Below are 12,010 nucleotides of genomic sequence, written 5' to 3'. Positions count from 1 at the left end.
CGTGCCGCCCGCCCGTGCCGCCCGTCGGGGCACCGGCTCATTGCTCCGACATCAAAGCCGGTCATTGCTCCGCTGATTGCCCTCTGCCTAGCATCGGGACAGTAACCACGACAAGGGGGGAACCGCAGGTGAACACGGCTTTCGTCAACGGCATCAGCATGACCTACTGCGACACGGGCGGCGACGGCAGCGCCCTGCTGCTGATCCACGGGCACCCCTTCGACCTCACCATGTGGGCGCCGCAGCAGGACGCCGCCCCCGGCCACCGGGTCATCACCCCCGACCTGCGCGGCTACGGCGGCAGCCAGGTCGTCGCCGGCAGCACCCCGCTCGGCACCTTCGCCCGCGACCTCGCGGCGCTGCTCGACCACCTCGGGGTCGCCGACGCGGTGGTGTGCGGGCTGTCGATGGGCGGTCAGATCGCCCTGGAGTTCCACCGGCTCTTCCCGCACCGCGTCGCCGGGCTGGTCCTCGCCGACACCTTCGCGCAGGCCGACACCGAGCAGGGCAGGCAGGAGCGGTACGCCCGCGCGGACCGGCTGGAGCGCGAGGGCACGGCCGGGTACGCCCGCGAGGTGCTCGGCTCGATGGTCTGCCCCGCGACCCTCGCGCGGCGGCCCGACGTGGCCGACCACGTGCTCCGCATGATGCTCGCCGCCCCGCCGCAGGGCGCGGCCGCCGCGCTGCGCGGCCGGGCCGAACGCCCCGACTACACCGCCACCCTGGCCGGGATCGCGGTGCCCGCCCTGGTCGTCGTCGGCCGCGAGGACGTCTTCACCCCCGTCTCCGACGCGGAGTACCTGCACCGGCACATCCCCGGCGCGACCCTCACCGTCGTCGAGGACGCGGGCCACATGCCCAACCTGGAGCGCCCCGACGCCTTCAACGGCGCCCTCGCCCGGCTGCTGGCCCGGGTGCCGCAGGCCCGGCGTGCCGCCCGGATGTGACGGAAGCCTGACGGACCGTCCGGGGCCCTGGCCAGACGGCCGCCGGCGTGCTCGAATCGACCCATGGACGACCGCACGCCGCCACCGGACACACCCCACGGCCCCGGACCCGAGGAGGGCCGCGGCAGCCCCGTGGGGCGGCGCACGGTGCTCGGCATGCTCGGACTCGGCGCGGCCGGGGTCGCGGTCGGCGGCGCGGTGCAGGACCGGCTGGACTCCGTCCTGGCGTCGGTCAGCGCCAAGGACCCCACCGGGGTGACCTCGCTGCTGCCCGGCGGCGGCGGTTTCCGCTTCTACTCGGTCTCCAACTCCGTGCCGCACCGTGGCGAGAGCGACTACCGCCTCACCCTCGGCGGGCTGGTGGACCGCCCCGCCGAATACCGGCTCGCCGACCTGCGCGCCCTGCCGCAGACCCGGCTGGTGCGCGACGTGCAGTGCGTCACCGGCTGGCGGGTGCCGCACACCGCCTTCTCCGGGGTGCGGCTGTCGACCCTGCTGGACGCCGCCGGCGTGCGTTCCGCCGGCACCGCCGTCCGCTTCACCTGCTTCGACGGCGTCTACACCGAGAGCCTGACGCTGGAGCAGGCCCGCCGCGCCGACGTGCTGGTGGCGCTGACCATGGACGACAAGCCCGTCAGCGCCGCCCACGGCGGCCCGGTCCGGCTCTACGTGGCGCCGATGTACTTCTACAAGTCCGCGAAGTGGCTGTCCGGCATCACCGTCACCAAGGACGTGCGGCCCGGCTACTGGGAGAACTACGGCTACGACGTCGACGGCTGGGTGGGCAAGTCCAACGGCCGCCGCGACGACCCCACCTCATGACCGCCGTGACCCCGCGCCCGAAGCCCGCCCGCGCCACCGGGCTGCGCCGCTTCACCCGCGCCGAGACCTGGGTGCACCGCTCGGTCACCTGGCTGATGGGCGTGTGCGTCGCCACCGGCGCGTGCCTGTACCTGCCGCAGCTCGCCGAGATCGTCGGCCGCCGCCGGCTCCTGGTCACCGTGCACGAGTACTCCGGGATCGCCGTGCCGCTGCCCGTGCTGCTCGGCCTGGCCTCGCGCGCCTTCCGCGCCGACACCGGCCGCCTCGGCCGCTTCTTCCCGCACGACTGGCGCTGGCTGCGCGTCGCGCTGCGCCACCGCAGGCGCGAGCCCAGCCTCGCGGGCAAGTTCAACGCGGGCCAGAAGCTCTACGCCGCCTTCGCGACCGGCGCGCTGCTGGTCATGGCCGGCACGGGGGTGATCATGTGGTTCCCGCGGCTGGCCCCGCTGGTCTGGCGCACCGGCTCCACCTTCGTGCACGACTGGCTCGCGCTGGTCTTCGCCGCCGTCATCGCCGGGCACGTGTGGTTCGCGCTGCAGGACCCCGAGGCCCGCCGCGGTCTGCGCACCGGATACGTACCGCGCTGGTGGGCGCGCGAGGAGCATCCGCTGTGGCGGCCTCCCGACGGGCAGGAGCCCGACGGGCCGGCGTCCGCGCCGCCGGCCGCCCCGCCCGCGGACGCCCCCTGACCGCGCGCGCCGGGCCGCCGCGGACGCCCCCTGACCGCGCGCACCCGGGCCCCCACGGACGCCAACTCCCCATGCTTTCGCGGCAGTTCTGTTACGCGTAGGACACCCCGCGGTCGCCCGGAGGCCACCGCCCTTTCCCGACCCGCGCCTAGCGTCACGGCATGACGATGTCCCAGGCGTCGGCTCACACGGCCCCGCCGGCCCAGGAGGCCCCTGACACCGAAGAGCCCGCGGCGGCGCCGGCGAGCCCGGCGGAGACCTACCGGGCGCCCCGCAGGCTGCGGCTGACCGGCGGCGGGTCGCGGCGGCTCGCCGTCCGCACCGCAGCCGTCCTGGTGGCGCTGGGCGTCCTGTGCGCGGTCGCGGTCGCCGGCGCGGTCTCCGTACGGCACGCCACCGCCCGCTTCGGCAGCACCGTGACCGACCGCGCCTCGGCGGCCGCGCAGCTGCGCTCCACGCTCGCCGACCTCGACGCGCAGCGCGCCGACACCCTGGCCCCCGGCCGCTCCGCGGACGACCCGGACGTGATCGTCGGCAACCAGCTGAACGCCCTGATCACCGCGCAGCGGGACCGCACGCTGGTGAGCGAGCTGCTCCGCAAGCTCGGCGGCGACCCCGGCCAGGGCGCGCGGGTGGCGCAGCTGCTCGACAGCCTCGGGCAGTACGACGACCTCAGCGGGCGCGCCCGCTACGTCGCCGAGCAGGACCCCGACCAGACCGTCGGCCACCCGCCGCGCTTCGCCGTCGCCATGAACGTCTCGGCCGGCAGCATCATGTACAGCCGGCTGCTGCCGCTCGCCGACGCCCTGTCGGCGGCCTACCAGCAGCAGGCCGACGTGCAGCGCAACGACGCGCGGCACGCCGCTGTGCGCTGGGGCCTGGCGGTCGGGGTGCTGGGCGCGCTCGCCGTCCTGCTGCTGCTGTGGTGGCAGTGGGAGCTGGCCCGCGACTACCGCAGGCGCTTCAACCCGGCGCTGCTCGTCGCGACCGCCGCGACCCTCGCCGTCACCCTGGCCGGGGCGCTGGCCATGAACGCCGCCGCCGACGCGGTGGACGCCGCGAGCAGCCAGGGGCTGCGGCCCTGGACCAACCTCGCCGAGGCCGGCGCCGTCGCCTCGCAGGCCGCGGCCACCGAGAGCCGCTGGTTCGTGCACGACAGCGCCTTCGGCGAGGCGGACGAGGCGCAGTTCGACACCCTCGCCAAGCGGCTCGACGGGCTCCTGACCCCGGACGGCTACGCCACCGCAGGGGAGCGCCCCGCCTACCAGGACATGCTCGGCCGCTACGCGAACTTCCGCTCCGACGACGACAGGCTGCGCTCGCTCAAGGACAAGGGCGACACCGAGGCGGCCGCGGTGGTGCTCACCGAGGTCGGCCGCGGCAACGTCGCCTTCGACTTCTGGGACTTCTCCACCACCCTGGAGCGCCTCGCCGACCGGCAGCTGGCCGACTTCACGCAGCACGCCGCCGACGCCCACGGCGCCCTCGACGGCTGGCCCGCGGTACCCGCGGGGGCGCTCGGCCTGGCGGCGGCGCTGACCCTGCTCGGGATCCGCCCCAGGTTCGCGGAATACCGCTGACCTGCGGCGGAGCCGCCCGCAGCCGGAGTATCACGCCGCGCACGGCATCCGGCGTGGTAAAAGTGGCAGGGGAAGTATCGATTCGCCGGTGGGGGGAAAGCGCGCCGAGTGCCGCCGCCCCGGCCATGCCTGGACGAGACGAGAGCGCAGAAGTGACCACCGAACCACCACCCGCGGCCGACGAGCCGTCGCTGCCCGACGACGTGTGGGAGCAGTTCGCCAACGACTCCGAGCGCGCGATACGCGCCACCGCGCCGAAGGAGCCCTCGGCGCGGGCCAGGATCGTCGCCCGCCGGCTGCGCGAGGAGGACGAGCGGGGCGTCGACGCCGTGCCGCGCCGCTTCGGGCGGCGCCGCAGCCGGCCGCACACCCCCTCGCAGCACGCCGCCGCGTGGCGGCCCGACAACCGGCCGCCCCGGCGCCCCCTGACGCCCGGCGTGCGGCGGCTGCGCGCCTTCGCGGGCATCGTCCTGGTCGTCGCGGTCGTGCTCTTCCTGCTGGCGCCCAGCAGCGCGTGGTCCTGGATCGGCGGCTGACGGGCGGATCCGGCCGCCCGCCGCTCAGCTCTCGGCGGGCTCCCCCGCCACGACGAGCGCACGGGCGGATCCGGCCGCAGGGCGGTCAGCTCTCGGCGGGCTCGCCCGCCACGATGAGGTCCGACAGGTGCTCGGCGATCTCGGCCCGCAGCACCTCGGGGATGCCCGCGTCCGTCACCAGCGTGTCCACGTCCTCCAGCGACGCGAACGAGCTGAGGCCCACCGTTCCCCACTTGGTGTGGTCGGCGATCACCACGACCCGGCGGGCCGAGCGGACGAAATGCCGGTTGGTCTCGGCCTCCGCCAGGTTCGGCGTCGACAGGCCCGCCTCCACCGAGATGCCGTGCACGCCCAGGAAGAGCAGGTCGAAGTGCAGGGCCTGGATCGCCCGGTCGGCCACCGGCCCGACGAGGGTCTCCGAAGGCGTCCGCACCCCGCCGGTGATCACCACGGTGGCCGACCCCTCGCCGGGGGCCGCGCCGGGGCGCCGCTGGTTGTTCTGGAAGACGTCGGCGACGCGCACGGAGTTGGTCACCACCGTCAGGTCCGGTACGTCCAGCAGATGGTGCGCGAGGGCGTACGCGGTCGTACCGCCGGCCAGGGCGATCGCGCTGCCGGGCGGCACCAGGGCGGCGGCGGCCGTCGCGATGGCCTCCTTGGCGCCCAGCTCCAGGCCGGACTTCGCCTCGAAGCCCGGCTCGTGGCTGCTGGCCTCGACGACCGGCACCGCTCCGCCGTGCACCTTCTCCACCACGCCCTGCCGGGCGAGCGCGTCCAGATCCCGGCGGACCGTCATGTCCGAGACGTTGAGCCTGCGCGTCAGCTCGTTGACCCGCACACCACCGCGGCGGCGCACCTCGTCCAGGATCAGTGCCCTGCGCTGCTCGGCGAGGAGGTTCTGGTTGTCGCCCACCCGTGACCTCGTCTTCTGCGTCTTGTGCGTTCTGGGTTCTTCCCGGTGTGACCGGCCGCCGCGGTGCGCCGCGGGCGCATCTGCCCCATCTTTCCACGTGCCCGCCGCCGCGCGCCCGGCGGCCGCCCTCTTGTACCCCGCCCGGGGCGCGGGCGGGGACCGTGCGGCTCAGGGCAGCTCGGGCAGATCCTCCGGGTAGAGCAGTTGGAGTTCGTCGTGGGTGGGCTCGTCGACGTGCGCCAGGCGCACCGCGTGCCGCTCCACCATCGCCTCGAACGCCTGCCGCGCCGCCCGCCCGTTACCGAACGCGGGGCCCTTGGGCAGGGCGGAGAAGTACTTCAGCAGCGCCTCGCCCGCGTCCTCGCCGAGCCGGTACTCCTGCTCCGCGGCCTGCGACTCCACGATCCGCAGCAGCTCCTCGGCCGAGTAGTCGCCGAAGGTGATCGTCCGCGAGAAGCGGGACGCCACACCGGGGTTGGAGGCGAGGAAGCGCTCCATCTCGGCGGTGTACCCGGCGACGATCACGACGACCGCGTCCCGGTGGTCCTCCATCAGCTTGACCAGGGTGTCGATCGCCTCCCGGCCGAAGTCCCGGCCGCCGTCCTCCGGCGCGAGCGCGTAGGCCTCGTCGATGAACAGCACGCCGCCGCGGGCCCGTTCGAAGGCCTCCTGGGTGCGGATCGCGGTCGAGCCGATGTGCTCGCCGACCAGGTCGACCCGGGCCACCTCCACCAGGTGGCCGCGCTCCAGCACGTCGAGCGACGCCAGGATCTCGCCGTAGAGCCGCGCCACAGTGGTCTTGCCGGTGCCGGGGGAGCCGGTGAAGACCAGATGGCGGCGCGGGGAGGGCGCCTTGAGGCCGGCCTCAAGGCGGCGGCGGCCCACCGCGATCATGTCGATGAGGGTGCGCACCTCGCGCTTGACGCCGTCCAGGCCGACCAGCGCGTCCAGTTCGGCCAGCACCTCGGCGCTCCCGCGCCCGGCGGCCGGGGCGGGCTCCGGCTGCGCCGCGGGCTGGGCGGGCTGCTGCTGCGGCACCCCGCCGAGCAGCCCGTACGACCGTCCCGCCGGCTGCCGCTCGGGCACCGGCGGCACCGTGACGGGGGCCGGCTCGGGCGTCGCGGCCCGGTCGCTCGTGCAGTCCTCCGTCACCGGGCCGGGCTCGGCGAACTCGTAGCCGCCGCGGGCGCAGCGCTCGGTGCGGCAGCGGGTCAGCGTGGAGCGGCAGCCGTCGATGATGTGGAAGCCGTAGCCCTTGCTGCCGGTCACCTTGCAGGCGGTGAAGGTGCCGCGGCCCTCGGCCGAGACGTAGATGCCGGACTCGGTCGTGTTGGTCACCGTGCAGCGCTCCAGCGCCGGGTCCGCGCCCTTGGTGACGATCACGCCGGTCGACGCGGAGTCGATGGTGACCTGGGCGAAGGTGCCGCCGCTGCCGTGGTCGCGGAACCAGGCGCCGGTCGCCGCGTCGCGGATCCGGCAGTCGTCCAGCTGGACGTTGGCGCCGTCGCTCACCGACACCGCGGTGTTGCGGATCTGCGTGAAGTCGCTGTCCACCACGTCCGCGCGCGAGCCGCGGTCCAGCACGAACAGCGCGTCCGGCACGTCGTGCACGCGGCAGGCGTCGATAACGGCCACCGCGCCGTCGCTGACCCACACCGCCGGGTAGTCGCCCGTGCTGTCGTGGATCTCGCACCCGTTGGCGTCGGCCCTCGTGCCCGGGTCCCACACCGACAGGCCGTTGCGGCCGAAGCGGCGGACCGTGCAGCGGGTCAGCGTGAGCACCGCGCGGGCCCGCAGGTCCACGGCGTTCTCCGGGATGTCGTGGACGTCGCAGTCGGACATCGCCAGCACCGCGTCGGAATCCAGCGAGATCCCGTCGCCTGTGGTGCCGTGCACCCGGCAGTCGGTGAGCTGGCCCGAGGCGCGCTGCGAGAGGTGCAGGCCCGTCCCGCGCACCTCGAACACCTCGCAGCCGACCGCCTCCAGCGAGCTGTGCTCGCCGGTGACCGACAGGCCGGAGCCCGAGACGTGGTGCACCCGGCAGCGCTCGAGCCGCGGGCTGCCGCCCGTGCGCACCGTCACGCCGGACTGGCCTGCCGCGACCACCTCGCAGTCCTCGAACAGCCCGCCCGCCGCGTCCAGCACGCTGATGCCGACGCCCGCCGGGTTGTCCACCGTGCAACGCCTGGCGGTCGGGCGGGCGTTGTCGCGCACCTCGACGCCCACCGCCGAACGCGCGTTGACCCGCAGCCCCGTCAGCTCCGGCGAGCACGCCTCCACCAGCAGCGCGGCGGCCGTGCTGTCCTGGCCCTCGACCACCAGGTCGTGCACCGAGGCCGAGGCCCGCACCGTCACCGCCACGCCCGACGAGGGGGCGATCCGCACCGTGCCGGGGCCGTCCGCGCAGCGCAGGGTGACCGCGTGGTCTATCACCAGGTTCTCGCGGTACGTGCCGGGACCCACCGTCAGCACGTCGCCGTCGGCGGCGGCGGCCAGCGCGTCGGCCACCGTGGCGTACTCGCCCGTGCGGCGGCGCCACCGTGAACTGCTCGGGTTGGTGACCTGCACCACGCCATGTGCCATCGGGTTGCCCTGCCCCCACCTCTTGCGTCGGCCGACCGGGGATCAACCGTAGCGTGCGCGAAGGGGCGCTGTTGACGACGTCCCGTCAGGCGGGCGGCGTCGCCCGGCGCATCCGCCCGCGCACCGGGGCGCCCCCGCGGCGGAGCCGTGCGCCGCCGGGTCAGCCGCCGGCTCCGGCCCGGCCCCAGTCCTGGCCGAACCGGGCCCAGGCGCGGTCCCAGGATTCCATCCTGCGCTGCGTCAGCCGCCACAGCAGCAGCTGCCGCGCCAGCAGCAGCGCGCCGGCGGCCACGCCCGCGGTCGTCACCCCGGCCAGCGCGGCGTGCGCGGTGGCCGTCGCGTGGTCCAGCGGCGGCGCGACCAGCCCGCCCTGGTGGTCCGTCCACAGCAGCAGCCGGGTGCCGTGCCACACCTCGAGATCCAGCGGCACCTTCCCGGAGCGCGACGTGCCGTCAGGCGCCGTCCAGCGCAGCACCTCCTCGCCGGCCGGATCCGCCTGCCGGCCCACCGCCCGCTCCGCGCCCGGCGCGGTGCGGGCGCCGCGCGCCGCGGACGCGGGCACCACGGTGGCGGGTACGAGACTGCGCTCGCTCCGCTGGACGCGCGCGACCCGGGTCAGGGCGCGGTCCGCCGACTGGCCGGCCCACCAGCCGACGAGCGGCACCGTGCAGATCAGCAGCACGGTGACCAGTCCGATCCAGGCCTCGACGAGGTCGGAACGCCGGCGCAGCGGATTGCGCCGCCAGCGCCACGCGAACCTGGTGGTCCTGCTCCGACGAGCCACGGCCGCCACCTCCTTCACCCGTCCCTACCGCCCACGCATACCCCCGGACGGCACGACCGACGCGCAAAGGCGCCGGCAACCCGCCGGAAGGGCGGGACGGCGCGTCCGCACGTCACTCCAGAACGGTCAACGGATCGCCGACGCGCAGGGTTCCGGTGCCCTCAGGGACCAGGTTCTGCCCGAAGAGCAGGCGGGAGCCGACGTTTCGGTGCCGCGCCAGCGTCCGAAGTGGCTCCTTTCCGCGGAAGGCGGTCGACTGGTCGGTGGTGGTGACCACGCAGCGCCCGCAGGGTTTGGCGACCCGGAAGACCACCTCGCCGATCCGCACCCGCCGCCAGCCGTCCTCCGCCCACGCGGCGGCGCCGTCGACCACCGCGTTGGGCCGGAAGCGGTTCATCGGCAGGGGGCCCTCCGCGGGGCGGTCCCCGGCGGCGATCAGCGCGTTGAGGGCGCCGAGCGAGGAGGACGAGGCGAGCAGCAGCGGGAAGCCGTCGGCGAGGCTGACGGTCTCGCCGGGGCGCGCGTAGGCCGGGTCGATCGGCCGCCGGACGGCGGGCTCGTCGAGGAACACCAGACGCACCGGCTCGCCGAGGTACGCGCCGAACCACGCGCCGGCCGACGCGTCGGCGGCGACCACGTCCACCTTGCCCGCGAAGATCCGCACGCCGCGCAGTTCCGCCCCCGCGGGAGGCACGGCGACATCGAGGTCCGGCTGTCCGGGCGCGGACAGCCGCAGCCCGCCGCCGGGCAGCGGCAGCGCGCCGACCAGCGCAAGCTGCGCGTGCTCGCGCTGCGTCACGGCCGTGTCGCCGGCGTCGACCAGCATCCAGCGGCGGTCCCCCGCGAGCCCCCAGGGCTCGACAACCGCCTCGTGCACGCCGACGGCGCGCAGCGACTTGACCGGATGGATGTTCAGGGCGCTCAGCGTCAGCGGACTCATGACGCCATGGTGCCAGCGCGTGCCCCCGCAGGTCAGCCCTGGTAGTAACCTCCGCCGCCGTTGCCGAGGTTGCGCCGCGGGTACTGCTCCTCGGGGTGGCCGCCGGGGACCTGCCGCGGAGGAACGGGACGCGGCGGCACCGGGCGCGCGGCCTCGTAGCCGCCGGGCGGAGCCTGCTGCGGCATGCCGCCGCCGTAGCCGCCCGGCTGGCCGTTCATGGGCTGGCCCATCGGCGCGCCCATCGGCGCGCCGCCGGGCGGGAAGCCGCCGTTGAAACCGTTGCCGCCGTTGAAGCCGTTGTTGGCGTAGCCGCCGCGGGGAGGCTGCGCCTGCTGCGGGACGTACGGCGCGGGCTGCTGCGGGTAGCCGCCGCCCGGGTAGCCGCCGGGCGCCGGAGGCTGCGGCGGCTGGTAGGAGGGCGACGAGGGGCCGGCCGGCAGGGCGGGCAGCGCCGGCCGGGTGGCGGGCAGGTTGGCGCCGTAGCCGGCGGGCATGCCTGAGTCGAAGCCGGAGTACGGCGTCGGTACGCGGATCGGGGCGATCTGCGGCGTGCCGCGCTCGGCGACGAGGCTGTCGTAGATCGGGGTGTCCGGGAAGGACGCAGACGAGGGGTAGCCGCCGTAGCCGCCACCGTACGAACCGCGGGGGGTGGTCATGAGCCATAAGTTAAGCCCACGATGTGGTCGTTGGGGAGACCGATTAGAGGGTTGTTTGACGGGTGTTTGACGGCTTCCTCGTGGCACGATGTCCCCAATACGAGCGAACCCCCGGAAACCGGTCACGGAACAGCGCTGTGATCAGGTAAAAGGCGTGTGCCGGAGGGGCCGCCGGGGAGGCGCGACGCGCCGGGGGAGGTCTGCAGTGCTGCTGCGCAGGGGGGAAAGCGTCCGTTTGCCGACCGCGGAAGTCCGGTTGGAGTTCCGCCGCGGCGCGGGTCAGGGCACGCCGCGGGCGGAGCTGTGCGCGCTCCTGCTCGCGGACGGCGCGGTGCGCGGCCCGGCGGACCTCGTCGTCGCCGAGGCGCCCGAGCACGTCTCGGGAGCCGTCACCCACACGCGGGAGGGCGGCGCGGACGGCTCGGCCGTCGACACCCTCCTGCTCGACCTGGCGTCACTCGAAAGTGCGGTCACCGCGGTGCTCGTGGTGGTACGCGCCGAGGGCGGGCCCGCCGCGCGGATCCCGGCCCCGCGGCTGAGCGCGCTCGGCGGCGGCGGGCCCGTGCGGTTCGAGCTGCCCGGCGTCACCGGCGGGCCCGCCACCGCGGTCGGCGAGTGCTACCGGGAGGGCGGGGGGTGGCGGCTGCGCGCCCTGGCCCGGACCGCGCCGCCGCTGCCCTCCGCCGCGCGGCGCCCCCCGGCCGGGGCCGGCCGCCGCGCGGCCGGCGGTACGCGGCTGGGCCCCGGGCTGCTGCGGATCGCCCACAGCGCGGACGGCGGCGCCGAGTTGGGGGCGCTCTTCGAGCTCGCCGACGGCCGCAAGGGGGTGGTGCAGGCGCTCGGCGGCGCCACCGGGGCGCTGTGGCTGCCGCCGTACGTCCAGCTCGACGCGGGCGGCGGCAGAGCGGAACTGACCGTCAACCTCGACCAGGCGGTGCGCTTCCGTCGGGTGCTGGTCTTCCTCGCGGTGCGCGGCGGGAGCTTCGCGGATTCCGGCGGCACGGTGGAGGTGCGGCCCGAGCACGGGCCGCCGGCGGACTTCGCGCTGCCTCCCTCAGGGGGTGGGTCGGCGGTGTGCGCGCTCGTGCTTCTCACGCGGGAGCGTGCGGGGGAGGGCGGGGGCGGGGGTGCGGTGCTGCGGCTGCGCCGCGAGGCCCGCTACCTCCCGGCCCGTCCGGGCCTCAGCCCTCAGCGTACGGTCGACTACGCCTACGGGTGGGCTCTGCGGTGGGTTCCCGCGGACGCGTGAGCGCGCCCTCGGCCCGCGGGGGGTGGCTCGTCCTGTCCTCGGCGGGACCTTGCGGCCGGTGGGGTTGCGCGCGCCTACGCGGCGCCGGCCGCACATCGGATGCAGCCCCGCGCCGCTGGGTGTTGCCCGGCGGGGCATCGCGCTTCTGCTTCGGTGGGTGGGGTCGGGTGCCACTCCGGGGGTACCTCCTCGGAATGCGCGCTCACCCTCTTCCCGAGTCGGTGCCGCGCTGGGTAGCGCATTCCTGCGGGGGCACCCCCGGATCGTCCCCCTCCCGGGGTCTCGTCGGCGGCCGGCCGCCGGTGGGGGTG

11 protein-coding genes are annotated in these 12,010 nt (G+C 75.6%); 6 read left to right on the top strand and 5 right to left on the bottom strand.

Annotation, left to right across the window (positions count from 1 at the left end):
• The first annotated feature begins 158 nt into the window (after window positions 1-158).
• The 5 genes from IH54_RS0106135 to IH54_RS0106115 all read left to right on the top strand — a co-directional run bounded on the left by IH54_RS0106135 (window position 159) and on the right by IH54_RS0106115 (window position 4,574).
• Window positions 159-947, top strand: coding sequence for an alpha/beta fold hydrolase (locus IH54_RS0106135; protein ID WP_031513580.1), 789 nt, complete (start codon window positions 159-161; stop codon window positions 945-947).
• A gap of 63 nt (window positions 948-1,010) precedes the next feature.
• The gene (locus tag IH54_RS0106130; protein WP_031513578.1) at window positions 1,011-1,769 is read left to right on the top strand and encodes a molybdopterin-dependent oxidoreductase; all 759 of its coding nucleotides are present in this window, start codon (window positions 1,011-1,013) and stop codon (window positions 1,767-1,769) included.
• Window positions 1,766-2,458 (top strand): cytochrome b/b6 domain-containing protein, encoded by a 693-nt coding sequence (locus IH54_RS0106125; protein WP_052397132.1) that lies wholly within the window; start codon window positions 1,766-1,768, stop codon window positions 2,456-2,458. The genes IH54_RS0106130 and IH54_RS0106125 overlap by 4 nt, the downstream gene beginning before the upstream one ends.
• A gap of 161 nt (window positions 2,459-2,619) precedes the next feature.
• A complete protein-coding gene (locus IH54_RS0106120; protein ID WP_159011683.1) occupies window positions 2,620-4,038 on the top strand; it encodes a hypothetical protein in 1,419 nt (472 codons plus the stop codon).
• A 152-nt stretch (window positions 4,039-4,190) separates the two neighbouring features.
• The gene (locus IH54_RS0106115; protein WP_031513572.1) at window positions 4,191-4,574 is read left to right on the top strand and encodes a hypothetical protein; all 384 of its coding nucleotides are present in this window, start codon (window positions 4,191-4,193) and stop codon (window positions 4,572-4,574) included.
• An 85-nt stretch (window positions 4,575-4,659) separates the two neighbouring features.
• Here the strand turns inward: IH54_RS0106115 and IH54_RS0106110 are convergent, their stop codons facing one another.
• From IH54_RS0106110 to IH54_RS0106090, 5 genes are all read right to left on the bottom strand, one after another.
• Window positions 4,660-5,487, bottom strand: a complete 828-nt coding sequence (locus IH54_RS0106110) for a DeoR/GlpR family DNA-binding transcription regulator (protein ID WP_031513571.1) — start codon at window positions 5,485-5,487, stop codon at window positions 4,660-4,662.
• Window positions 5,488-5,655: 168 nt separating this feature from the next.
• On the bottom strand, window positions 5,656-8,070 hold the full coding sequence (locus IH54_RS0106105; protein ID WP_031513569.1) for a right-handed parallel beta-helix repeat-containing protein: 2,415 nt from the start codon (window positions 8,068-8,070) through the stop codon (window positions 5,656-5,658).
• Between the two features lie 160 nt (window positions 8,071-8,230).
• Window positions 8,231-8,854: a hypothetical protein gene (locus IH54_RS0106100; RefSeq protein ID WP_031513566.1), complete on the bottom strand. Its 624-nt coding sequence runs from the start codon at window positions 8,852-8,854 to the stop codon at window positions 8,231-8,233.
• Window positions 8,855-8,966: 112 nt separating this feature from the next.
• Window positions 8,967-9,794, bottom strand: a complete 828-nt coding sequence (locus IH54_RS0106095) for an MOSC domain-containing protein (RefSeq protein WP_031513563.1) — start codon at window positions 9,792-9,794, stop codon at window positions 8,967-8,969.
• Between the two features lie 32 nt (window positions 9,795-9,826).
• On the bottom strand, window positions 9,827-10,450 hold the full coding sequence (locus IH54_RS0106090) for a DUF6643 family protein (protein WP_043179991.1): 624 nt from the start codon (window positions 10,448-10,450) through the stop codon (window positions 9,827-9,829).
• A gap of 235 nt (window positions 10,451-10,685) precedes the next feature.
• Here IH54_RS0106090 and IH54_RS0106085 point away from each other — a divergent pair, with 235 nt between their 5' ends.
• On the top strand, window positions 10,686-11,699 hold the full coding sequence (locus tag IH54_RS0106085) for a TerD family protein (protein WP_159011680.1): 1,014 nt from the start codon (window positions 10,686-10,688) through the stop codon (window positions 11,697-11,699).
• Window positions 11,700-12,010 lie beyond the last annotated feature (311 nt).

The organism is Streptomyces sp. NRRL F-5123 (assembly GCF_000721495.1).
In the GTDB taxonomy this organism is placed as follows: Bacteria; Actinomycetota; Actinomycetes; order Streptomycetales; family Streptomycetaceae; genus Actinacidiphila.
The sequence above is the reverse complement of the archived record's forward strand: the minus strand, read 5'-3'. Positions and strand labels throughout refer to the sequence as shown.